Below are 22,843 nucleotides of genomic sequence, written 5' to 3' on the forward strand. Positions count from 1 at the left end.
CTTCTTCAAGGATTCAACATGTCGTACCCGATAGATGCCGCCCGTCTGCTCGTCGCAGGGAGCCGCGCCGATGCGCTGGCCCTCGCTGTCGCTATGGCCTTGCTGCCGTGCGCGGCGATCGCGGCGCCGGACGCCGACACCGATGCAGCGGCCGACGCCACCGACCTGGCGACCGTAACGGTCACCGCGCGTTTGGGCCAGGAAAGTCCCAAGGACATTCCATTCGGGCTCAGCGTGACGCGCGGTGCCGACGTCGAAGCCGGCCGCCTGCTCGATGTTCAGGACGTGCTGCGCAACTCGCCGGGCGTGGAGATCAATACCTACGGCAGCGCCAACGATGCCAACGTGCGCGTGCGCGGTGTGGGTTCGCTCAATCAGGTCAGCATGGACGACGGCTCGGTGGTGATGAGCATCGATGGCGTGGCGATGTCGGCGCGACATGCTTCGCTGGCGACGTTCGACGTGGATCGGATCGAAGTGTTGAAGGGACCGCAAGGCACCTTGTTCGGTCGCAACAGCGAGGCTGGCGCGATCAACGTCACCACGCGCCGTCCGACCCGCGAACGCGAAGGCTATGTACGCCTGGAAGCGGGTGAGGAAGGCCAGCACCTGGAAGAAGCCGCGGTCGGCGGCGCGCTGTCGGAACAATGGTCCGGCCGCATCGCGGTGCGCAACGCCGGTTCGGAGAGTTGGATCGACAACGCCAACGACGGCAAGCCGATGATCGAACCGACCGAACAAGCGGTGCGCGGCAGTTTGCTATGGAGCTCGGGCGCGACCAGCGCGCTGTTCATCGCCGAGATGCAGGAGATGAAGCACAAGGCTTGGTTGGAGCTGTTGCGTCCGTTCGGCGATGCGCCGAGCCTGGATTTCGCTCCGGGCGTGTTCGACGGAAATCGCAAGAAAGTTCAGCGCTACTCGGTGGAGATCAATCACGATCTCGACAACAGCCGCATCACCTCGATCACCGCGCGCACCGTCGCCGATTTCCGCGGCACCAAGGGCTACGACCGCCGCCTCACCCAGGCTTTGTACGGCATGCCGATGGAGTACCTGGTTCCCGATACTTCGAACGAACAGGTCAACAGCCAAGACCTGCGTTGGTCCTCGTTGCCGAGTGCGCGCGTGTTCTGGGTCGCCGGACTGAATCTGACCAAGTCCGAACGCAGTTTCGATTCGCTGTACTTGAGCACCGGCGACCAGCAACTGCGCGATTTCACTACCGACAGTTATGGTATCTACGGTGAAACCACCGTGCCCTTGGCCGACAAGCTCAAGTTGACCGCTGGCTTGCGTTATTCGTGGGAGAACAAGGACTACAAGGGCTTGTACCTCGCGCGCGGAGCGAGCGTCAGCGATGCCCGCAAGCTCAGCGAGGATTTCGCGACCGGCCGGGTGGCGTTGTCTTACGAGGTCACACCGACCACCAACCTGTACGCGGTTCTCGCCCGCGGCTACAAACCGCGCGGATTCAACGACTACACCACGCAAGTGGTCGACAGCATTCCGTACAAGGCCGCGACGGTGAACACCGCGGAGTTGGGCTTCAAGCACGAGTCCGCCGATCGGCGCCTGCAGCTCAGCGGCGCGGTGTATGAGAACAAGGTTCGCGACGATCATCTGCTCGGCTACGACTTCAACACCATGGCCGTCAGCGCGATCAATGCCGACACCCGCAGTCGCGGTGCCGAATTCGAAGGCAGCTGGCGCTTCCAGTACGGTCTGTCGTTGTCGGGCGGGCTCAGCTACAACGATGCCAAGATCACCAGTTCGGCGCTAGGCGTGTCCGGTGGCGATGTCGCCGCTGGCAATCGAACGCCGGACGTGCCGCACTGGAGCGGCAGCGCGACTGTGTCCTATCGTCGCGAACTGCAGCCGTTCTGGGGCCTGGCCACGCCTACTTTCAATGCACGCCTGGCCTACCGCAACATCGGCGCACGACCGATCGATGCGCAGAATCATCTGAATCTGGCCGGCTACGAAAAAGTGGATTTGCGCGTGGGCCTGGAAACGGGCAACGTCGAGTTCTACGCCTGGGCCGACAATCTGCTCGACGAACGCTACGACATGTACTTGAACTACTCGCGCCCTGACGTGATCACCGGTGCGCCGGCGCGCGGACGAACTGTGGGGGTGGGTTTCCGTTATGCCTTTTGAGTTCCTGCCGTCGTCGAACGACGGCCCGGGTCAAGAAGTTACCGCGCCGGCAGTGCGATCACTGCCAGCACGGGAAGCGAAGCATCGGAACGCGGCTCCGATCGGCGTAGTGATCGACTGGTCTGGCCGATGTTTTCCCTTAGCAGGGACGGTCATAGAATTGGATCAAGTCGATGAAGGCAAGGGCGTACGTTGGGTTGAAGCCTGAAGCAGGCGCGCAAACCTTCCAGGCTCAGACCCGACAGTGGCTGCGCTTAATCCAGCAGCCGGGCGGCCGGCCGGAAGTTGCCTGGTTTTAAATGTGCAAGATTTGCGGTTGACGCCGAAGAACCACCTGGAGCTAGGCTTTAAGTCAAAAGCGACAGCAGACAAGTAGCTACATGTGCGCAGTATTTCTACGGAGACTGGGGGAATTTCTCTACGACGAACAAGTGGCTACGGTGACCTCCTGTCTGTATGAGTAAGCCCATGAAAACACGCAGGAAACGCACCAGACGCGACGATACACTACTTCGCATAATGTGTAGGTCGAGTTACGGTGCTCACTGGCCACCTCCAAAATCGCTAGTCGTAACGTCTCCGCCGCTCTGCAATCTCTGCACCTTCGGATCGCAAAAAAACGGGTTCGCATTAGTGGTTATGTCGCCTTGGGATTTCTCGCGCTGTTCGCTGGCCAGGGCAGGGGACGAAAGCGCGGTTCCGACCGCTGAAGGCAGAGCGGCGCATCCATGCGCCATAGTCGTTGGGGGCGATGCCCCCAACACCCCCAATGAAGCGAGAGAATCGGCGCGGTGCTCGCGGTTCATACGGCGAACCGCTTTCCGCCAGCGCCGCGCGAGCTGCGCTCTGCGCGTCGCAGCGTAGTCAGTGATATCCGACAGGATGCGAAGGCTATCGGCGTCGTCAGCAGCGGCGAGAATCAGATCTGAGTCGATCCCATGCAGAACGCGTTCGTAGGCATCAACCAGCGCCTTTAAAACAATGACTTCCTCGCCGGAAGCCCGAAACGTAAGCGTCAGGCTCATGGCGAAGCCTCCGGAATCAGCAGGCCTCTGGATGGCAATGCTTGGCCTTCCGGCCGCTGCCACAAGGACATGGATCGTTGCGGCCGACCTTGGCCCAGGTCGGCGCAGTGATCTTGCGGGCCGTTGGCGTTGTTGATCTGGCTGCGGGCGTGTGACTTGTTGGTCTTGCAGGCAACCGCGGTCGCTTGGCTGTGTACGGGATGAAGTTCTGCAAGGCCTGGATGCAGTAGGCGTTGAGACTCATCCCCATCGAGTCCGCCTGCGCCTCGGCCGCCTCCCGAATCTCGGGCGGAAGCCGAAGATTGAACTTGCTGGCTGGGGTCTTGGGCGACTTCATGGCCCCATTGTGGCCCCATTATAGGGCCATGCGCAAGGGCCTGAAACGCATATGTACCAAGGCTTTTACTGTTTGGCGTACGACTTGTTGTAGAAGAGACAAGCCCAAGGCTCGCGCCTGCGGCGCTCGCCCAGCCAGCCGGGGTGCTGGCCGTCCATCCAGCGTGGGCAGGCACCAGGTCGTTTTGTCCCTCAGCGGCGATCGCACGCGCTCGCTCACGCTCTCGCTCAAACGCTCCGCGCAAGCGGTCGCGTGCGTCGTGCAAGTCCCTCAGAACGTCGGAGAACGCCTTTGCTCGCCGAATGGTCAGCGACCACCAAGCCAGTTCCGAGGCATGGAAGCGGTGGCCCTCCGGGGTGATCAGCAGGTCACGCCAGACCCGATAGCCGTGCCACTCAGGCCCCAAAACCTGACCGCCGCGAGAAAGCTTCATGAGCTTGTAGGCGGCATACGGAATGCGGGCTTCGCCAGACTCCCAATTGCGAACGGTGCGCTCACTGACCTTGAGCAGATCAGCGCAGGCCCGAATGCCAAGGCCGCAAGAGAGCCGGGCTTCCCGGAAAGCCCACGGCGACGTTGGAAATATCTTCCGTTTGGGGGTGCTTACACGGCAGGCGTGCTTGGGCTTTGAGTTCGCATAATATGTATTATGTTACCAAGAGGCGTTTTCAGAATCCCCGCGAGAATCCGATCAACATCGACACCGAGCTGTCGGTATCGGGTTCGATGAACGGACTGTGCTGGATGGCGTCTGGCAAGCGGCTGTATTTGAGAAAGCCCATGACCGTCCACTTCTCGCCGATCGGTCGGAAATAGCCGACGCCTGCATGCGGAATCGTGACCGCTCCAGGTTTGTAATCGACGACGCCGCGAGCGACCTCTTTGTCGAGCGTGCCGTAGTAGTAGTTGGCCATGTCCTTGGACATCCAGGTGACCCCGATGTTTGGCGTCAGCATGCCCTTGCCGATCTGGATCGGGTAACCGTACTGCAGGTTGATCTCCTGCCCGCCGCTGGTGTCGGTGGCGTCGGCGAGCAACTCGGCTTCGATCTCGCCGACGCGGCCGTTCCACTTCATTGCGAGCCCGAGATCGAAGCCTTTGTCGCGATCTTCGATCAGACGGTAATCGATGCCATTCCTGGCGAGTTCGCGCTTGCCGAGGTCGTCCACCTTGAATCCGTCGAAACGGAACTTGCTCAAGGCCGACAATTCGAACGAATCGTTGCCCCATATCCGCCAGTTGGCGGTGAGCCCGCGGAAGGAGAATCGTTCGCCCTGGTAGCTCACCATCGGAATCGGCATGATACGAGTCCCCTCCCCTGCATACGGACTGTCGGCGATCGCCGCTGCCAGCCCTACGCTCCAGCGGGGCGGCTTTGGGTCCCAGGCATCGTCCGGTTCTCCCGTTTGCGCCGACGCGTCCAACGACATGCCGAGCAGCAGCACGGGCCACAGTAGTTTCTTCATGGGAAGACTGACCTTCTCGAGTAATGGAGTGCGGCGTTCGCGAGTCCGCCGCGCCGTGCCGGTGCGTGGATGCGAACGACCGCGTCAGGTTGAATCGGCGATGTCGCCGAAATGTCGCGACCGTCTGCTCCGGCCTTAACGGCCGCTGTATTGCGCGGGGCGGAGGCAGCGTTGGACGAGCGTGCGGCGCGGCGGCGGCGCGGCCCGGCTCAGAGCGCGATGACGCTGGCGTTCACGTCGAGTTTGGCGCGCGTGCCGCCGCTTGCGGTCGTCTCGATCACCAGCTTCCAGCCGAAGCGATCGCAGATGCGGCCGATCAGGAACAGGCCGAGCCCCTGGCCGCGTACAGGTACGGCATGGCGCAGGTTGTCGCGATATCGCCGCGCGGCTTCGACCGGGTCGAAGCCGCTCCCTGAGTCGGCGACCGACACCATGCCCTTGTGCAAGGCGATCTCGACGTAGCCCGCTTCGGTGTTCTCGATGGCGTTGCGGACCAGATTGCTGACGGCGATGCGCACCATCGCATCGGGCGCGGCGATGATGGTAGGTTCCAGCTCGCCGAGTCGCAGTTGCGCCGCTTTTCCGCGCAACAGGTGTTCGTGATCCTGGACCAGTCGCGGCAACAGCTCGTGCAACACGGTGACCTCGACCGCGTCGACGCCTGGGTCCGGCTCGCGGGCCAGATACAGCAGCGCGACCATCGTTTCCGACAGGTTTTCCACCGCGTGCTCGATCCGCGTCAACGCGGGCTTCGAAGCGTCCGGCAGCGAAATCTGTTTGAGCACGTCGATAGCGCCGGAGATGACCGCTATCGGCGTGCGGAACTCGTGGCTGGCCTGATCGAGCAGGCTGCGTTCGCGTTCGATGAACCGCTCGACCCGTTCCAGGTGCGCATTGCTCGCTTGGGCGATGATCTGAATTTCTTCGTGGCGGTAGGTCGTCGGAAGCCTGCCACCGACCGCGCCGGGATCCATCGATCGCATGCGGTCGGCCAAATCCCGCACCGGACGCACCAGATTGGCGTGCAGCCAGGCGATCGAGCCGCCTATGAGCGCGAGCAATGCGATCGCCCAAACGCCGCTTACGATGGCATCGTGGTTCTGTTGTTCCTCCAGCGCGGTGATATCGATCTGGGTGATGAGCCGCCCCGGCGGGAGGTCTTCGATCAACAAATGAAAGCGAGCGTCGGTATCGACATCGATATCTTCGCCTTCGGTCGAATAGTATCCAGGCGGCAGATCGATCAAATAATCGGGCGCCAGGGCCGCGTTGCGCCTGCCCTCGACGTGCTTGCCCTCGACGTACCAGGCCCTGACCAAACCCGTGCTCGGAAGCGATGCCCCCTGCCCGCTCCGCACGCGCGCTGCATAATCCGCCGAGAGCGAGCGCAGGATATCCGTCCAGCTCTTGTGCTCGAGCAGAAGCTGGCTGTTGTAGGCCTGGATCGACAAGGCCACCAGCATGACCACACCGAACAGGATGAAGGTCGCACTGATCCACAGGTGCACACTGCGCGGCCTTCCCGTCGATGGCGTGGACGTATTCACTCGTGGAGCCTGTAGCCGGATCCGGGCACCGTGTGCAACAAGGCCTTCTCCGAATCGAGCTGGATCGCCTTGCGCAACACGTGCATGTGCGATCGCAACAGATCGGTCCCGGGCGGACTGTCGCCCCAGGCTTCGCGTTCCAGCCGCGCCCGTGGAACCATGTTCGGGCTCTCCCGCATCAGCAGTTCGAGCAGACGGCGTCCGGTGCGGGACAGCGGGATCCGCCGCTCGCCGCGATACGCCTCCATCGTGGCCAGATTGAAGCGAAGATCGCCGACGAAGAGCGCGTCCTCGGGCGCCGCGGACTGCCGGCGACGCGACACCAGCGAGCGCAGACGCACCTCGATCTCGGGCAGGGCCACCGGCTTGACCAGATAATCGTCCAGGCCGGCCTCGAAGCCGTCGATCTTATCGGCCAGCTGATCGCGCGCCGTCAGCATGATCACGGGCACCTTTTTCTTGGCCTCGCCCCTGAGTCTGCGCAGTACCGTCAGACCATCGAGCCGCGGCAGGTTCCAGTCGAGCACGATGGCGTCGTAATCCTTCGACGTGGCCAGGTGCAAGCCGGATTGGCCGTCCGGCGCGGCGTCGAGCTGATGGCCGCAGGCTTCCAGGTAATCATAGAGATTGGCAGCCAACTGCGCGTTGTCCTCGATGATCAGGATCGACAGAGATTCCTTGTTCATGCGCCCCTCGTTGTTGCCGAACCCGCCGCCGCCCAAGGCTCATCACCGCGTCGCTCGTGCCGAATCGGGCCAGGCGGCGCGAGAACTCCAGACTAGGCCAGGACCGCGCTGCCGACGCGCTCGGCCCACCCTAGCATGGCGTAAACGAATGAAAATGCGAGTCCCGCCGCGATCCAGTTCAATACCATCTTAAGCAGCACGTAGGTCGAGCGCTCAGATCGGAATGCAGGCTCAGTTCCGCGCCAACGGGCAGCATCGAGAACATCGCCGCATGGACGCGAACGAAATTCGGATTCGCCCCGCCCGGTCTGAAGTGAAGTAATGGCACCGGTACCCACGGGTTCCGGCCGCTCAGGCCGATGCTACGAACGGCCCCGGCGCGCTTGCGAGCGCAGGCTTCCGGAAGCCGCGTTTGACGAATACAGCCGCGTCGTCGACGCAGCTGTAGACCACCGGCACGACCAGCAGGCACAGCACGGTGGAGGTGATGAGGCCGCCGATCACCACGATCGCCATCGGCGCGCGGAAGCTCGGATCGGCGCCCATGCCCAACGCGATCGGCAACATGCCCGCGCCCATCGCGACCGTGGTCATTACGATCGGCCGTGCGCGTTTGCGACACGCATCGACAATGGCACGGTGTCGGTTCAGCCCATGATCGCGGCGCGCGATGATGATGTAGTCGACCAGCAGGATCGAGTTCTTGGTGGTGATCCCCATCAGCATGATCAGGCCGATCATTGATGGCATGGACAGTCCGAAACCGGTCGCGAGCAGGGCCAGGAACGCACCAGGGGCGGACAGCACTAGCGCGGTGAGCACGGTCAGCGGTTGGGCGAAATCCTTGAGCAGCAGGACCAGGACCGTATAGATGCACGCGATCCCTGCGAGCATCGCCATGGCGAAGCCGGAGGCCAGCTCCGCCATCGCCTCGGCGTCTCCGGTGGCGCTCAACGTGATGTCCCCCGGCAGACTGCGCAGACTGGGCAGCGCGGTGGCTGCACGTTCGATCTCACCCAGCGGGAGCCCGTTGAGTTCGACCTTGAAATTGACATTGCGCATCCGGTCCAGGCGGGTGAGTTCGGACGGACCGTCGAGGATCTGCAGGTCTGCAACGCTCTCCAGAGGCACCGCACCGCGCGCGCCAGGAACCGGCAAGCGACGCAGTACGTCCAGATCGTTGCGACCGCGATCGGCCAGCCTCACCACCACCGGCACTTGGCGCTCGCTGAGATTGAGTTTCGCAACGTCCTGGCTGTAATCGCCGAGGGTCGCGACCCGAAGCGTTTCGGCGATCGCCGCCGAGCTCACGCCGAGGTCTGCCGCGCGCGCGAAATCCGGGCGGACGACCAGTTCCGGCCGGACCAGGCTCGCGGAAGAAACCACCGATCCAACGCCCGGCAAGCTTCTGAGTTCGCGCTCGACCACGGCGGCATGTTGTGCCAGTCGTTGCCCGTCCTCCGAGGCCAGCGCCAATTCATAGCCTTCGGCGCCGCCGCCCGCTCCGACGCTGATGCGCACGCCAGGCAGCCGCCGCAGCGCGTCGCGCAGGTCGCTTTCGATCGCCTGCCGCGTCGTGCCGCGCCGTTCTGCGCGCGGCATCAGGTTGGCGGTCAGCACCGCGGTGGTGACCGTCGCGGCAGCGGGCGCGTCCGGCCCCGCGCCAGCGTCGCCGCCGCCGCTGCCGATCGCGGTGTAAACGGAACGGACCTGGGGATGGGCGGCTATCGTGCGGCGGGCGTGCTCAGCCGCGGCCAGGGTGTCGCGCAGAGTGCATCCTGGTAGCAAAGTCACTGTGATTTGGGTCTGGTCGCTGTCGTCGGCTGGCATGAATTCGCCTGGCAGCCCGAGCGCGATCGCCAGGCCCGCACCGATCAGCAGCGCTGCCGATGCGAGGGTGAGTGTGCGGCGTCGCAGGCAGGCACGCGCCCATTGCAGATAGACCAGGACCCACCGAGGCAGACGCTGCCGCCGGTGCGCGGCTTTGAGCAGATACGCCGCCATGGTCGGCGTCAGCATGCGCGCAACCACCAGGGAGAAGAACACGGCCACCGCCGCGGTCCATCCGAACTGGACGAAGTATTTTCCGACCACGCCGCCCATCGACGAAGTCGGCAGGAAAACCGCCACCAGGGTAAACGTGGTGGCGATGACCGCCATGCCGATCTCATCGGCGGCTTCGCTGGCGGCACGCATGGGGGTTTTTCCCATCAGCAAGTGGCGCTCGATGTTCTCAATCTCGACGATCGCGTCGTCGACCAGCACGCCGATCACGAGCGACAACGACAGCAGCGACACCGTGTTGAGGCTGAAGCCGATCAGGTGCATCACCGCGAACGTCGGAATCGCGGACAGGGGCAGCGCCACCGCCGCGATCAAGGTCGCCCGCCAGTCGCGCAGGAAGAAGAACACCACCAGAACCGCCAGCGCGGCGCCTTCGTAGAGCAACATCATCGACCCGGCGTAGTTATCCACGATCGGATCGACGTAGTTGACCGTCTCCACGAAGCGCACGTCGGGATGCGCGGCTCGCAGTTCCTCGATCGCAGCGCGTGCGCCCTGTGCGACATCGAGCTCGCCGGCGGCGCGCGCTCGGACGACTTCGAACGCCACCACGGGCTTGCCGTCGAACCGGGCCGCCGAGCGCGGATCGGAGGTGGTATCGGATACGGCGGCAATCTGGTCGAGGCGGATCCGGCGGCCGTCGCCGAGGGCGATGTCGAGTGCGGCGATTTCGCCCGCTGAGGCCACGGTCGCGATGGTGCGGATGGATTGCTCGGCGCCGCCGAGATCGACCCGGCCGCCTGATGCTTCTTGTTGTAATTCGCGCAGTTGACGGGAGACGTCGGCTGCCGTGGTGTTCAAGGCCAGCAGCCGTTGCGGATCCAGCTCGACGCGTATTTCCCGTTCGGCGCCGCCTACGCGCGATACCGCGCCGACGCCCGGCACGGCCAACAGTCGCTTGGCGACTTTTCCGTCGACAAACCAGGACAGCGCCTCCTCATCCAGCGCGCTCGAGGACAGCGCGTAGATCAACACCGGCGAATCGGCCACTTCCACCTTCTTGATGATGGGATCCTGCAGGTCCGCCGGCAGGTTCGCGCGTGTGCTGGAGACGGCGCTGCGTACGTCGTCCACCGCCTCCTGCACGGGCTTTCCGATATCGAACTCGGCGTTGATCGTGGCGATCCCATCGGTCAGCGAAGTCTTGATGTGCTTGATGCCCGGAAGCTTGGCCAGCGCGTCCTCGATCTTGCGCACCACATCGCTCTCCAACTGCGACGGCGATGCGCCCGGCAGCGCGGCGGTGACGGTGACGATGGGAAAGTCGAGGTCGGGAAAATCCTGGACCTTCATCGCCGCGAAGCCGGCCCAGCCGGCCAGCGTCAGCAGGACGAACAACAGCGTGGTCGCTACCGGATTGCGAATCGACCAGGCCGAAACATTGAAGCTCACGGTCCGCTCCACGCCGGAATAGCGAACGCGCGCCCGGGACCGGCGGTGGCCGCGCGGGTGGTTGCGTCATCGCCCCCGAACCGACCGACGACCTTGACCATATCTCCGTCGCTGAGGAATCCGACCCCTGAAGCGATCACCTCCTCGCTCTCGGACAAGCCGGCGACGATCTCGATCCGATCGCCGGCGCGCCGGCCGACGCTGACTTTCCTCTTCGATACCTTCGCGCTCGCTCCGACCTGCAGGACGTAGTTGAATCCGTCGCGCAGCAGCACCGCACTCTGCGGCAGGGTCAGGGCGCGCCCCTGCCCCACTTCGATGTGGCCGCTGGCAAAAGCGCCGGCGCGGATCGTGCTGTCGCGCGGAAGATCGACGTAGGCCAGACCGCTGCGGGTGTCGGTGCTGATGGTAGGGGCAAGCGCCCGCAACTCGCCGCGAATCGGCGGGCGTCCGGGAATGACGAGTTCCACCGCCTGCCCGGGGCGCAGCTTATCCAGGTCCGCGGTGGACACGGCGGCACGCCATTCAAGCCGCCCGTCCTTGATTACACGGAATAACTCCTCTCCGGCCGGCACCACCGCACCGACGGTCGCGGTGCGCGAAGTGACTACGCCGTCGCTCGGCGCGAGCACTCGCGCCTGGGCCAGGCGTACGCGATTGCGTTTCTCCGCTGCTCGGGCCGCTTGCAGGCGTGCGTGCGCGGTTTGTGCGGCGGCGAAGTACTGGGCGATCTGTTGCGCGGACATGGCTCCGGAACCTTCCAGCGCCTTGGCACGAGCGGAGTTCGCCGTAGCCTCGATCGACTCCGCTTCGACCTGCGCCACCGCCGCGCGCGCCTCCGCCAACTCGGCTTCGACCACGTCGGCGTTGAGCAACGCCAATACGTCGCCGCTGCGGACGGTGTCGCCGATGTTGACTCTGACTTCCGTCAACCGCAGCCCGTTGCTTTCGTTGCCGACGATCGCTTCTTGCCACGCGGCAATACTGCCCGAAGCCGGGACGCGAATCGGCAGTTCCGACGCGCGCGCGCGTGTCACCAGCACGGACATGACCGGCGCCGGCGCAGAGGCCTGCGAACTGCCTTGCTCGTCCCGCGACTTCAGGAAAGTCACGACTGCGGCCAGGACCAGGACGGCAGCGCCCGTGATTGCGATTTCGGCGAACTTCATTCTGGAACCGGCTTTTATCTGTCGCATCGTTATCCGCGCCGTCGGCGCTGGTCCTTCCATGTCGGGGGAACGCTTTGGCCATGATGAAAGACGGGTGTCGCGCAAATGTCGTGGTGGCGCGAAGCCGCGGATTTGTTCACCTACCTCATCCCGAGCCAATCAAGATCGACTCCGATTACGCAGGGAGTCGACACGGGACGGTGCACTGGAGGGCTCAATCGCCCCGATCGCCCTTGTCGATCTGGTGGTTCCTGCGCTGCGTCCATGCATCACGCACGAACGTGTAGTCGTCATAGGCGTCCTGCCTCATTCGATCGATGGACATGAGCTGCGTCCGGCCGTCGACGATCTCCAGCAATTGCAGCGCACTCGCGGTGCCGCTGTCGTTGAGGTAGCCGATGGGCGCGAGCCGTTGGTCGCCGACGATTGCGATCGAATCGCGCACTGTGCGCGGGCCCAGGAACGGCATGACCAAGTAACGTGAGTTGCGCCATCCCCAGACGGCCAGCGTCTGCCCCAGGTCCTCGCCGTCGCGACCGGCCAGCCCCATCCGTGCGGCGGGATCCAGTACCCCGCCGATGCCCAGCGTCGTATTGACGGCGAATCGGCCCAGAGATTTAAGCGCGAGTAGCGGATCGCCCTGCAATGCCTGGTTGATCGCGTTGGCGGGCTCGCCCAGATTTCCGAAGAACCTGGAAACGCCAGAACGCACGGGCGGTGGAACCACTTTGATGTAACCGACTGCGAGCGGACGCAGTACATGCTTGTCGACCACGTTGTTGAAACGATGGATCCGCCGGTTGTAGCGCTCCCATGGATCCCGCACCGCAGCGCGTGCATAGAGCGTTGCGGCGACGTCTTCCACCTCGGCCGAATCCTCTGAGGCAGGCGGCATCGGCAAGGACGCATCGAGAGCATCGTCGCCGTCAGCGATCTGCGTTCGATCCGCGCCGGCGACGTCTGCGTCTTCGTTGGTCGTCGGCGCGGCCAGCGCGACTGTCGCGCCCTCCCCGGAGGAGGGTGATTCGTTCGCGGTGGACGACAACGAGACCTGCTGGCGGGCGGCTTCATCTGCCACGCGTTCCGCCGCAGTGGAGGCAGACGTCCGCAAGTTCGCGGGCTTACCGGCACAGGCAGTGGCCGCCAGAACCATCGCGGCGAGTAAAACGGATTGAAAGAACTTCATCGGCGATCTCACTGGGCAAGTGCCCGCCGACTAGCAGTCGGACTGAGGCGTTGGCCTCAATGTGGATCGACGATGTCGGTGCAATGTCGGTGCAATGTCGGCGCAATGTCGGCTCAGCTATGGATAAAGCACCAGATCCCCATTTCCGTAACTGCACTCTTGATCAGAGGCCGTGCCGCCACCGCAGCAAGGCGCCCCCTCCAGTCGCGACAATCCTGACATATTTCGCGTCCCTGCCCGCGAATACTCTGCGACACAGGGCCGGAATGAGAGACGCCAGCCAGTCAACACGTGATTGGTACGGCTTGTCGTAAGCCTCACCCGCCCTGCCCTGAATTCGGTTCCGGCGCATGCTCCGGACGCGTTCGAAATGTCGCCATCGACGATGGTTCAACTGAGGGTAGGCAGATGATCAGGCTCGTGATCAATGGGCAAGCGCACGCGCTGGATGTCGAACCGGACACGCCGCTGCTCTGGGTTCTGCGCGATCACCTCAAGCTGTTCGGCACGCGCTACGGCTGCGGCGCCGCTCTGTGCGGCTGCTGCACCGTGCATGTGGACGGGCAAGCCCGGCGCGCTTGCGTCGTGCCTGTAAACGAGGTCGAAGGACAGGCCATCACGACGATCGAAGGCCTGGGCAATGGCGCCCTGCATCCTCTCCAGGCTGCCTGGTTGGAAGTCGATGTGGCGCAGTGCGGCTACTGCCAATCCGGGCAGATCATGCAAGCGGCGGCGCTGCTTAGCGTCATTCCGAAACCTTCGGATCGCGACATCGACGAAGCGATGTCGGGCAATCTGTGTCGTTGCGGTACCTACCAGCGCGTTCGCCAGGCGATCAAGTTGGCGGCGTTCGGGCCGGGTCGGGAAACGCCGCGATGATGATGTCGCGCCGCACCTTCCTGTTCGGAGCGAGCGCCGTTGCGGGCGGCATGGTGCTCTTGCGCAAACCGATGTTGGCCTGGGCCGGGACTCAAAGCGAGACAACGCCGGAAGTCACGGTATGGGTGGCCATTCAACCCGACGACACCACGATTATCCGCGTCGCGCGTTCGGACATGGGGCAAGGCATTTTCACGGCCTTGCCGATGCTGGTGGCCGAAGAGCTCGAATGCGACTGGTCCAGGGTGCGGGCCGAGTACGCCGATACGCATCGAAATGTGACGACGGGCAGACCCTTCGGCAACATGGTGACCTCGACCAGCATTTCCGTTCGAGACAGCCACCTCTATCTGCGGCGGGCGGGCGCGCAAGCGCGCTCGATGCTGATCGCGGAGGCTGCGGAACAGTGGCAGGTGCCGATGGAAGAATGTGTCGCTCGCGCAGGCAGCGTCCGTCACCCATCGAGCGGTCGATCCGTCCGCTTCGGCAAGATCGCCTCGGCCGCGTCGCAACGCCCCGTGCCCGCCGCGGTCGCGCTTAAAACGCCCGACCAGTGGCGGCTGATCGGCACCACGGTCCGTCGCCATGACGCAAAGCCCAAGGTGACCGGCGGCACGATCTACGCCAGCGATGTCGACCTGCCGGGGATGCTGCATGCCGCCGTCGCCGCCTGCCCCGCGCATGGCGGCAAACTCGTCCGTTTCGATGCCGCGCCGGTCCTGGACATGCCCGGCGTGACTCATGTCGTACCGGTGGGCGAAACAGCGGTTGCGGTGGTAGCGCGCAGTTGGTGGCAGGCAAAGAAAGGCTTGGACCGGCTTGAGGTGGAATGGAACGAGACGGCTGCGATCGGGACCAATACCGATGCGATGCGCGATACGTTCCGCGCCGGACTCGACGCCGCCGATGTCGCGGTCGGTCGTCGCGTCGGAGATGTCGAATCGGCGCTGCTCGGAGCCGCGAGGCTGCTCGAATCGGAGTACGAGGTTCCGCATCTGGCGCACGCGACCATGGAGCCTCAAACCTGTACGGCGCGGGTCAGCGGCGGGCGCGCGGAGGTATGGGCACCGACCCAGAACGGCGAAGGCACCACCGCGGTGGTGGCCGCGACCCTGGGCCTGGCCCCTTCGCAAGTGTACGTGCACAAGCTCCATCTCGGTGGCGGATTCGGACGCCGCGGACGTTCGCAGGATTGGGCGCGGATGTCGGTGCAAATAGCGCGTCAGGTCGACGCGCCCGTCAAGATGACCTGGTCGCGCGAGGAAGACATGACGCACGACTACTACCGACCGATGATCGTTGCGCGCCACACCGCGGGTTTCGATGCCTACGGAAAACTGATCGCCTGGCAAGTACGTCTCGCCGGCTCGTCGATCGCGGCGGTCCTGGCGCCGGAGTGGCTGCGCGACGGCGTCGATTACGCGCTCATGGATGGTTTTTCCGAGGAGAATTTCCCCTACCCCTGCCCCGCCTACGAGGTCGCCTGCGCCAGGCGGGACACGGTGGTTCCGGTGGGATTCTGGCGCGGAGTCAACCTTTCGCAGAACGGCTTCTTTCGCGAAGCGTTCGTCGACGAGATGGCCCAAGCCAGCGGCAAGGATCCGCTCGAATTCAGGCGCGAACTCATGCACGACAACCCGCGAGCGCTTCGCGTCCTCAACGCCTGCGCCGAACGCGCCGGATGGGGCCGGCGAACGGCCGGTCGCCATCAAGGGATCGCGATCGTCGAGGGCGACTACTCCTGGTGCGCCCAGGTAGTCGAGGTCTCGGTGAGCAGGCGCGGGCTGAAAATCCATCGTGTGGTCTGCGTGGTCGACCCGAACTTCATCGTCAATCCGGATATCACCACCGCGCAGATGGAGGGAGGGATCGTGCAAGGTCTTGCCGCGGCGCTGATGGGCCGGATCACGGTCCGCGACGGCCGGGTTGAACAACGCAATTTCCACGACTATCCGTTTCTTCGGATGAATGAAATGCCGAAGATCGAAGTGCACCTGCTGCCCAGCATGGGAAGGTATGGCGAGCAATGGGGTGGCGTCGGCGAAACCGCCCTGCCCCCGACGGCTCCCGCGCTCGTCAACGCGATCCATGCGGCCACCGGCAGACGCATCCGGCGCCTCCCGTTGTCGCTGTACGATCTGGGGGCGCCGCCATGAGTCCGGACGGCAAGAAACTGACGTTTGCGATAGCTGCCGTCATGGTGCTCGGGACGATGTCCATGGTGTTCGGGACGATGGCCAGTGCCGCGCTCCTGGCCTCGGCAGCGAATGCGCGCAGAGCCGCGCTGGCCACGGACGAACGCCGGATTTCGTTGGCTCATTACGCGCGCATCGCGACCGTTCTCCAGCACCCGCGTTGCATGAACTGTCACACCGTCACGGATTTTCCCCGCCAGGGCGACGACGGTCACCCGCACATCATGCAGGTGAAGCGAGGCCCGCACGATTCGGGCACGCCGGCGCTTCAATGCACGACCTGCCATCAACGGACCAATTCGGCCTCCGGCGTGCCGGGCAACGCCGTTTGGCATCTCGCTCCGCTACGCATGGGTTGGGAGGGGCTGAGCGCCGGTGAGATATGTCGGTCGTTGACCGATCCGAAGCGCGGCGGCATGACCCATGAACGCCTCATCGAGCATCTGGCGACCGATCCGCTCGTTGCCTGGGCCTGGAATCCTGGGGTGGATCTGTCGGGAAAGCTTCGCTCGATGCCACCGATATCGCATGCGGATTTCGGCCGGCTGGTGCGCGACTGGGTGGCCAGCGGGGCCATCTGTCCGGATTGACCGCGACGTGACGCGGGACGATCGCGGCCGATGATGCGCTGTGCTATAGAGCCTGCCATGGAGCGACAGCCTCACATTGCCGTCGTCGATGACCATCGCGATATCAGGCAGTTGGTCTGCCGGTACCTGCGCGAGCAGGGTTATCGCGTCAGCGAGGCCGACAGCGCGGTGTCCCTGGAACGTTTGATGCTTCAAGCCACGCCCGACTTGATCGTCCTGGACATCATGATGCCGGGAGAGGATGGCCTGTCCCTGTGCAGGAGACTGCGCGCTTCGGGCGAGATACCGATCATTCTTCTGACCGCGTTGACCGAAGACGTCGACCGGATCGCCGGGCTCGAGCTGGGCGCCGACGACTACCTGCCCAAGCCCTTCAATCCTCGGGAGCTGCTTGCCCGCATCCGTGCGGTCCTGCGCCGGGCCGGCGGCGCATCGCCCAGCCGTTACGTTCCGCGCGCCAGGCAATTCAAGTTCGATCGCTGGACCTTCGATGTGGGACGTCGCGAGCTCATCGGCAAGGACAACGTGGCGGTGCCGCTCAGCACCGCCGAGTTTCGCCTGCTTTCGGTCCTGATCGAGAGTCCCCGTCATGTACTGACCCGAGATCAACTTTTGGACCTGACCGCGGGAAAAGACACCGCCGAAGTTTTCGATCGCGCCATCGACAATCTGGTCAGCCGCTTGCGCCGGAAGATCGAAGTCGACCCCCGCAATCCGAAATTGATCAGGACGCATTATGGCGGCGGATATTCCTTCGCCGCCGACGTGGAGGCGGTGTGATGCGGATATGGCCAAGAAGTCTTGCCGGCCAACTGGTCGCCCTCTTGCTGCCGACCCTGGCCGCGGCGCAGATCGCCGGTTTCGTCATATCGGCCGATGAACGCATCCGCGCCATTCGCATCGCCGAACGCGACGAATTTCTGATGAGGACGGCGTCCGTCGCCCGATTGCTCGATACGACACCTTCCGTCGATCATCGGGAGATCGTGGAAGGGATGGCTTCGGCGAACATTCGCTTCTGGTTGAGCGACAAACAGCCGACCGACGCGTCCGAGTTCAGGCGCGAGGCGCTGGCGCGCCTCAGCGACGAAAGCGCTTTGCCAAACCGGGCAAACGCATCGTCCGGATCGCGCGGCCGAAGCATCGAATCCCATTGGGAGCCGGCCAGCGGTTGGCACCCGCCGCCTCCGGGCGACTGGGGATTGCCCCCGAGCACGCGAGCGATCCAAGTCGATTCGCGCTTCGGCACCGGAGTTGTCGTTCCGACATCGCAAGGACAATGGCTTCGAGGCGCGTTCTCGAAACCTCGTTACGGACAGATCTGGAAATCGCAGTCTTTGCTTGCGATCTCCCTTACCGCGGCCTTGCTCTCAGCGATAGCTTTGTCGATCGGCCACCGCATCGCGCGCCCCGTGCGCAGGCTCTCGGCCGCCGCGGAAGCGTTGGGGCGCGGCGAAACGGTGGACTGCTTGCCGGAGGAAGGGCCGGAAGATATCCGCCGCATGACCGCGGCATTCAATGTCATGCAGGACCGGCTTCAGCGTTTCCTGTCCGACAGGACGGTGATGCTCGCGGCGATCGGCCACGACCTCAGAACGCCTGTCACCTCGCTGAGGCTTCGTGCGGAATTCATCGAGGATCCCGACGAACGCGGCCGATTTCTGGCGACCCTGGACGACATGCAGAGCATGATCGAATCGACGCTCAGTTTCGCCAGCGAACAAGCGACGGGAGAAACCGCGCGACTGGTCGATGTCGCCGCGCTGGCCGAAAGCATCTGCCACGACTTGACCGAGCTCGGGCGCGAGGTCGTCTTCGAAGAAACCGAGCGTGTGCCGTATCGATGTCGCCCCTCCGCGCTCAGGCGCGCCATCGGCAACCTGGTAGAGAACGCCATCCGTTACGGCGGCCGGGCGCGCATCCGGGTGACGGCCGGCGTGGACGGGGTGCGCATCGTGGTCGAGGACGATGGGCCGGGCATTCCCGATGACGACATGGAACGGGTATTCATGCCGTTCATTCGCCTGGAGGCTTCGCGCAGCCGCGAGACCGGAGGCGCCGGCCTGGGATTGGCCATCGCGCGCACCATCGCCCGCAGCCACGGGGGCGACGTCATTTTGGAGAACCGCACAGGCGGAGGCCTCAGGGCGACGATCCGTCTGCCGGCAATCGAGGCGGCGGCACCGGGCTCCCGGTGAAGAACCGACAACTTGCCTTCGTTCGGCGTGGCGCATGGCGGCTACGCTCTCGACCGCACTAACCAGGCGCTTGCGCGCGCGACGAGTCGCAGCCTTCGGGATTGGGTTCTCCGACGGTCGCCCGCAGTGCCAGTCGAGTCGCCTGAATCGCCACGGCCGTCTGGACCACATAGAGGTTGGCCTGTCCGTTCAACACATCGGCGGGATCGCCCGGGTTCGCCGACGTGCGCATACTGGCAAACCGTAGTTCCTTGCCGTCGGCGGAAAACGACGGAGTGAAATCCATGCCGGGTGCATTGATCGGCGGCGGCAAGCGCACTGCCGCAGACCAACCCTCATTCGTTCGACAGGCGGCGAACAGATCCGGATCCGTGGAGTCGTCGCGCCGACTCCAGAACACGGCCAGACGGCCATTCGACGAGAGGGTGAAGTCGCCTTGAACCGCGCCTTCGTTGAACGGCGCTGCCAGTGGCTGCGGCGCGTCGAAGCCGCTGGCATTCATGCGTGCCCGATAAATCGCCAACTTCGCTGGCCCGCCCTTGCGCGAGCTGTTGAAGTAAAGCCAACCATCGTGCAATTCGGGACCGAGCTCCTCGCCCTCACTGGCAACCGCTTCAAGGTGCTCGGGCACGCCGAAACTACCGTTCTCCAGCGCGACGCGCCAGATATCCAGGCTGGTATTCGGCGACTCACCGCCGATCGAGCGGTTGGAAACGAAATAGAGCAGTTGGCCGTCCGGCGTCAACCAAGGATCGGAATCGCGGTAGCGCGGATCGGAAAACGGCACCTCGGCCGCCTCGCCCCAGCCGCTACCGTCCCTGCGTGCGAACCAGATTCGGCTGTCCTTGAAGTTCGACGCCGAACGCGCGAACACCATGAAGTTCTGCGCGGTATCCGTGCTGAGGTTGTAGTCGTTGCGAGTACCCGACAACCAATCTGCACCGACCAGGCGGGCGACATCGGCCTGCGGCAATGGCAACTGCCGCTCGGCGACAGCGCCGGAATCGTGTGCGTGCGGAAGTGCTGGCGATCGGGCCGACGCATTCGAAGACTCGGCATGATCCATCGGCGCGCAGGCCGACGCCAGCAAGCAAAGCGCCATCAGTTCCGTACTTCTCATTGCATACCCCATAGGGACTCGGCGACAGGCGACTTATCGAATGGCGCTGGGATCACTTGGGCTTGCTGTACCACAGCGCATTGACGATGATCCATCTGTCTTCGAATTTCCCCATGTGGAAATAGTCGACGAACCATTGGGTTTCCAGCCGTACCGACGCCGCATTGCCGATGACATCGAGCACGCGGCAGCTGCGGTCCCACTGCTCCTTGGGCGTCTTCAAGGCCCCTTTCCTGGTCAGTCCCACCAGTTCTTCCTTCGACATGCGCCGCAAGCCAAGCCGTTCGTAAGGCGTATCCCCTATCACCGCGCGCTTGGCGAGGTCGGGATGCAATGCGCGCGCGACGCGATCCGGATCGGCCTCCAACTGACCGTCCACATAATCGAAGCAGGTGGCTTCGATAGCGGCGATGGTCGACGGATCGACATTCGCCGGGCCGGGAGCTGCCGTGCCTGCCGCTGCAAGAACCAAGGAAAATGTCAACATAATTCTCTCAATCGCCGGGTCGTATCTATCCTCGTATTAAGCATGGCTGCAAAGCGAAAGTCTTCATGTCGTGCGATGAAGCGTTGCCGGCACGCGACGAGGCGTTGAACGCCCTGCCCCGTCGTTCTTCACACCGGGCAAGGAGTCATCCATAGTGGGTGCCTGTCATGGAGAATCTCCGCATGAGTGCCCCAGTCTTGCCCGGTTCGAGCACGGAAGCCTCGAAGCGATTGTTCTGGCCATTGCAGACCGTCGGCTGGCTCGGCTATTTCATCCTCCATTTCACCGCGGCGATGGGCGACGGGAAACCGTTGTCGTATGTGTCCGCCTCGCTGTCCGTGACCGCCTGCGGCTTCGTCGTCACCAGCTTGTTGCGTCTGGGCTATCGGCGCTTGTGGGGATTGCCCGTGCCGCAGATGGCGGCGGTCGCGATCGGCCTGCTGGTGCTTGCCACGCTCTTGCAGATGAAGCTTTACGTGACGATCGCGTTTGGCTACTGCGACGACTGCGAAATCCGTAATGTTTTCGGTTACCTGTGGTACTTCACCTCGACGCTCTACATTCTTTTGTCGTGGAGCGGGCTCTATTTCGGAATCAAGTTCGCGCTGCAGCTTCAGCAGCAGAAAGAGGCCGCGTTGCGCTCGCAGAACGCCGCGCACCTGGCGCAAATCAAGATGCTTCGGTATCAGCTCAATCCGCATTTCCTGTTCAATACGCTCAATGCGATTTCCACCCTGGTGCTCGACGACAAACGCGATACGGCATACCGGATGGTCGTAAGCCTTTCGGCATTTCTGCGCCATTCTCTCGACTCCGATCCGGAGCAGCACGTCACGCTCATGCAGGAGATCGACGCGCTCAATCTTTACCTCGGCATCGAACAGGTACGCTTCGGCGAGCGCCTGCATATGTCTGTCGATATCGAACCCGCTGTCCGTGAAGCGCTGGTGCCCGGCCTGATCCTGCAACCGCTGATCGAGAACGCGATCAAGCACGCGGTTTCCAAACGCGAGGAAGGCGGACGCATCGAGCTCATCGCGCGTCTGGACGGCGACATGCTCGACTTGCATCTCCATGACGACGGCCCCGGCTTGGTAGAAGCCGATCTGACAGCGAACGGCCATCCACGTGTCGGCCTGGCCAACACGCGCGAGAGGTTGCGCGTGCTGTATGGCGAGCGCCAACATCTGGAGATCCGCAACCGCGTGTCTGGTGGCGCTGATGTGCATCTTCGTCTTCCGTTCACAGCCGCCTAGGACGCGTGAAATGAAGACTATCCGAACGCTCATCGTGGACGACGAACCGTTGGCCCGCAGAGGCCTGGAACTGCGGCTGGCTCGTCATGCCGATATCGAGATCGTCGGTGAAGCCGGCAACGGTCGCCAAGCCTTCCACGCCATTTCCGCCTTGCGTCCCGACTTGATGTTTCTCGACGTGCAAATGCCAGGGATCGACGGTTTCGGGCTGTTGCGCATGCTGCCGGCGACACAGGTTCCGCTGACTGTTTTCGTCACGGCCTACGATCACTATGCGACCGCCGCGTTTGCCGCGAGCGCGCTCGACTACCTTCTCAAGCCCGTCGACGACGCGCGCCTGGACGAGTCCGTCGATCGCACGCGTGCACGTTTGGCGGCGCGAAAGACCGAGGATCACTACGAGCGCCTGCTCAAGTTCATTGCGACCCTGCCTGGAGGACGTCGATCGGAAATCGACGCGTTGCTTGGCGATGAGGGTCCACGCGCCGACTGCAGGTTGACGATCAAGGACGGCCATCGCGTGCTGCGCATCGACGTCGACTCGATTCGCTGGATCGATGCCGCCGGCGATTACATGTGCATCCACGCGGGCGATGAAACCCATGTCCTGCGCGGCACGATGCAGCAACTCGAGCGTCGTCTCGACCCGCAGAAATTTGCGCGCATCCACCGATCCACCATCGTCAACCTGGAGCGCGTCAAGGAGATGCGACCCCACGTCAATGGCGAATACTTTCTATTGCTCGATTCAGGACAAGAGCTGAAGCTGTCGCGCAGCTATCGCGACAAGATCAAATTTTTTACCTGACTTGCCTGGGTCCAAGACAATTGCTGCCTGCCAGGGCGGCAACCGGCGATCAGAAGGTCGGCGGATCCTTACGGCGGGCTCTGGAGAACGCCATGTTTTGCCCTCAGACGGGGAGCCAGGAACCGTCCGAAGCCGGCCTCGATCACTTGTTCCGCCGTGGGAAGATACTTGTCGACTAACTCATTCTTCAAATAGCACCGGTCGTCGAATGGTTTTTGGCAGTGCGGGCACCCCGGTCGTTGATCGGTGCTTGAGATGAAAGCGCCGCTCATGTTTGTCGG

At 63.6% G+C, this 22,843-nt stretch carries 18 protein-coding genes and 1 pseudogene; 8 read left to right on the forward strand and 11 right to left on the reverse strand.

What is annotated here, in order from left to right; translation table 11 throughout:
* Positions 1–18 precede the first annotated feature (18 nt).
* On the forward strand, positions 19–2,157 hold the full coding sequence (locus tag ACTOWJ_RS03800; RefSeq protein ID WP_441333263.1) for a TonB-dependent receptor: 2,139 nt from the start codon (positions 19–21) through the stop codon (positions 2,155–2,157).
* Positions 2,158–2,699: 542 nt separating this feature from the next.
* On the opposite strand, the gene ACTOWJ_RS03805 is transcribed toward ACTOWJ_RS03800, so the two are convergent.
* The 9 genes and pseudogenes from ACTOWJ_RS03805 to ACTOWJ_RS03845 form a co-directional block, all read right to left on the reverse strand.
* Positions 2,700–3,182 carry a hypothetical protein gene (locus tag ACTOWJ_RS03805; RefSeq protein ID WP_441333264.1) on the reverse strand — a complete coding sequence of 161 codons (483 nt, stop codon included), beginning with the start codon at positions 3,180–3,182 and terminating at the stop codon, positions 2,700–2,702.
* A gap of 16 nt (positions 3,183–3,198) precedes the next feature.
* Positions 3,199–3,519, reverse strand: a complete 321-nt coding sequence (locus tag ACTOWJ_RS03810; RefSeq protein WP_441333265.1) for an SEC-C metal-binding domain-containing protein — start codon at positions 3,517–3,519, stop codon at positions 3,199–3,201.
* Between the two features lie 268 nt (positions 3,520–3,787).
* Positions 3,788–4,105 (reverse strand): annotated as a pseudogene (locus ACTOWJ_RS03815) (VC1465 family Xer recombination activation factor); the annotation flags it as partial.
* Positions 4,106–4,187: 82 nt separating this feature from the next.
* A complete protein-coding gene (locus tag ACTOWJ_RS03820; protein ID WP_441333266.1) occupies positions 4,188–4,985 on the reverse strand; it encodes a MipA/OmpV family protein in 798 nt (265 codons plus the stop codon).
* A 209-nt stretch (positions 4,986–5,194) separates the two neighbouring features.
* Positions 5,195–6,493 carry a sensor histidine kinase gene (locus ACTOWJ_RS03825; protein WP_441333267.1) on the reverse strand — a complete coding sequence of 433 codons (1,299 nt, stop codon included), beginning with the start codon at positions 6,491–6,493 and terminating at the stop codon, positions 5,195–5,197.
* Positions 6,494–6,528: 35 nt separating this feature from the next.
* Positions 6,529–7,203, reverse strand: a complete 675-nt coding sequence (locus ACTOWJ_RS03830) for a response regulator transcription factor (protein ID WP_441333490.1) — start codon at positions 7,201–7,203, stop codon at positions 6,529–6,531.
* A gap of 366 nt (positions 7,204–7,569) precedes the next feature.
* Entirely contained in the window at positions 7,570–10,686 is a 3,117-nt protein-coding gene (locus tag ACTOWJ_RS03835) for an efflux RND transporter permease subunit (protein WP_441333268.1), read from the reverse strand.
* Positions 10,671–11,843, reverse strand: coding sequence for an efflux RND transporter periplasmic adaptor subunit (locus tag ACTOWJ_RS03840; protein WP_441333269.1), 1,173 nt, complete (start codon positions 11,841–11,843; stop codon positions 10,671–10,673). Before ACTOWJ_RS03840 ends, ACTOWJ_RS03835 begins: the two co-directional genes overlap by 16 nt.
* A gap of 214 nt (positions 11,844–12,057) precedes the next feature.
* Positions 12,058–13,029, reverse strand: a complete 972-nt coding sequence (locus tag ACTOWJ_RS03845; RefSeq protein ID WP_441333270.1) for an MlaA family lipoprotein — start codon at positions 13,027–13,029, stop codon at positions 12,058–12,060.
* 291 nt (positions 13,030–13,320) lie between these two features.
* Here ACTOWJ_RS03845 and ACTOWJ_RS03850 point away from each other — a divergent pair, with 291 nt between their 5' ends.
* The 5 genes from ACTOWJ_RS03850 to ACTOWJ_RS03870 are packed head-to-tail and all read left to right on the forward strand — an operon-like array spanning position 13,321 to position 18,891.
* Positions 13,321–13,908 (forward strand): (2Fe-2S)-binding protein, encoded by a 588-nt coding sequence (locus tag ACTOWJ_RS03850; RefSeq protein ID WP_441333271.1) that lies wholly within the window; start codon positions 13,321–13,323, stop codon positions 13,906–13,908.
* Positions 13,905–16,064: a molybdopterin cofactor-binding domain-containing protein gene (locus tag ACTOWJ_RS03855; RefSeq protein ID WP_441333272.1), complete on the forward strand. Its 2,160-nt coding sequence runs from the start codon at positions 13,905–13,907 to the stop codon at positions 16,062–16,064. The genes ACTOWJ_RS03850 and ACTOWJ_RS03855 overlap by 4 nt, the downstream gene beginning before the upstream one ends.
* Positions 16,061–16,693: a hypothetical protein gene (locus ACTOWJ_RS03860; RefSeq protein ID WP_441333273.1), complete on the forward strand. Its 633-nt coding sequence runs from the start codon at positions 16,061–16,063 to the stop codon at positions 16,691–16,693. The genes ACTOWJ_RS03855 and ACTOWJ_RS03860 overlap by 4 nt, the downstream gene beginning before the upstream one ends.
* Before the next feature lie 57 nt (positions 16,694–16,750).
* Positions 16,751–17,473, forward strand: coding sequence for a response regulator (locus tag ACTOWJ_RS03865; RefSeq protein WP_441333274.1), 723 nt, complete (start codon positions 16,751–16,753; stop codon positions 17,471–17,473).
* A 44-nt stretch (positions 17,474–17,517) separates the two neighbouring features.
* Positions 17,518–18,891: an ATP-binding protein gene (locus ACTOWJ_RS03870; protein WP_441333275.1), complete on the forward strand. Its 1,374-nt coding sequence runs from the start codon at positions 17,518–17,520 to the stop codon at positions 18,889–18,891.
* 58 nt (positions 18,892–18,949) lie between these two features.
* Here the strand turns inward: ACTOWJ_RS03870 and ACTOWJ_RS03875 are convergent, their stop codons facing one another.
* On the reverse strand, positions 18,950–19,981 hold the full coding sequence (locus tag ACTOWJ_RS03875; protein ID WP_441333276.1) for a hypothetical protein: 1,032 nt from the start codon (positions 19,979–19,981) through the stop codon (positions 18,950–18,952).
* Positions 19,982–20,063: 82 nt separating this feature from the next.
* Positions 20,064–20,498 carry a nuclear transport factor 2 family protein gene (locus ACTOWJ_RS03880; protein WP_441333277.1) on the reverse strand — a complete coding sequence of 145 codons (435 nt, stop codon included), beginning with the start codon at positions 20,496–20,498 and terminating at the stop codon, positions 20,064–20,066.
* A 182-nt stretch (positions 20,499–20,680) separates the two neighbouring features.
* Here ACTOWJ_RS03880 and ACTOWJ_RS03885 point away from each other — a divergent pair, with 182 nt between their 5' ends.
* Together ACTOWJ_RS03885 and ACTOWJ_RS03890 are read left to right on the forward strand one after the other, a co-directional pair.
* Positions 20,681–21,754 carry a sensor histidine kinase gene (locus tag ACTOWJ_RS03885; RefSeq protein ID WP_441333278.1) on the forward strand — a complete coding sequence of 358 codons (1,074 nt, stop codon included), beginning with the start codon at positions 20,681–20,683 and terminating at the stop codon, positions 21,752–21,754.
* A gap of 34 nt (positions 21,755–21,788) precedes the next feature.
* Positions 21,789–22,562, forward strand: a complete 774-nt coding sequence (locus tag ACTOWJ_RS03890; protein WP_441333279.1) for a LytR/AlgR family response regulator transcription factor — start codon at positions 21,789–21,791, stop codon at positions 22,560–22,562.
* The last annotated feature ends 281 nt before the right edge of the window (positions 22,563–22,843 follow it).

It is taken from the genome of Lysobacter sp. CA199 (assembly GCF_052078715.1).
In the GTDB taxonomy this organism is placed as follows: domain Bacteria; phylum Pseudomonadota; class Gammaproteobacteria; order Xanthomonadales; family Xanthomonadaceae; genus Lysobacter.

Bases quoted from the DNA above. Each gene is read 5' to 3' on its own strand.
- ACTOWJ_RS03800 (WP_441333263.1), top strand. From the start codon at position 19: ATGTCGTACCCGATAGATGCCGCCCGTCTGCTCGTCGCAGGGAGCCGC.
- ACTOWJ_RS03805 (WP_441333264.1), bottom strand. From the start codon at position 3,182: ATGAGCCTGACGCTTACGTTTCGGGCTTCCGGCGAGGAAGTCATTGTT.
- ACTOWJ_RS03810 (WP_441333265.1), bottom strand. From the start codon at position 3,519: ATGAAGTCGCCCAAGACCCCAGCCAGCAAGTTCAATCTTCGGCTTCCG.
- ACTOWJ_RS03820 (WP_441333266.1), bottom strand. From the start codon at position 4,985: ATGAAGAAACTACTGTGGCCCGTGCTGCTGCTCGGCATGTCGTTGGAC.
- ACTOWJ_RS03840 (WP_441333269.1), bottom strand. From the start codon at position 11,843: ATGAAGTTCGCCGAAATCGCAATCACGGGCGCTGCCGTCCTGGTCCTG.
- ACTOWJ_RS03845 (WP_441333270.1), bottom strand. From the start codon at position 13,029: ATGAAGTTCTTTCAATCCGTTTTACTCGCCGCGATGGTTCTGGCGGCC.
- ACTOWJ_RS03855 (WP_441333272.1), top strand. From the start codon at position 13,905: ATGATGATGTCGCGCCGCACCTTCCTGTTCGGAGCGAGCGCCGTTGCG.
- ACTOWJ_RS03860 (WP_441333273.1), top strand. From the start codon at position 16,061: ATGAGTCCGGACGGCAAGAAACTGACGTTTGCGATAGCTGCCGTCATG.
- ACTOWJ_RS03865 (WP_441333274.1), top strand. From the start codon at position 16,751: ATGGAGCGACAGCCTCACATTGCCGTCGTCGATGACCATCGCGATATC.
- ACTOWJ_RS03880 (WP_441333277.1), bottom strand. From the start codon at position 20,498: ATGTTGACATTTTCCTTGGTTCTTGCAGCGGCAGGCACGGCAGCTCCC.
- ACTOWJ_RS03885 (WP_441333278.1), top strand. From the start codon at position 20,681: ATGAGTGCCCCAGTCTTGCCCGGTTCGAGCACGGAAGCCTCGAAGCGA.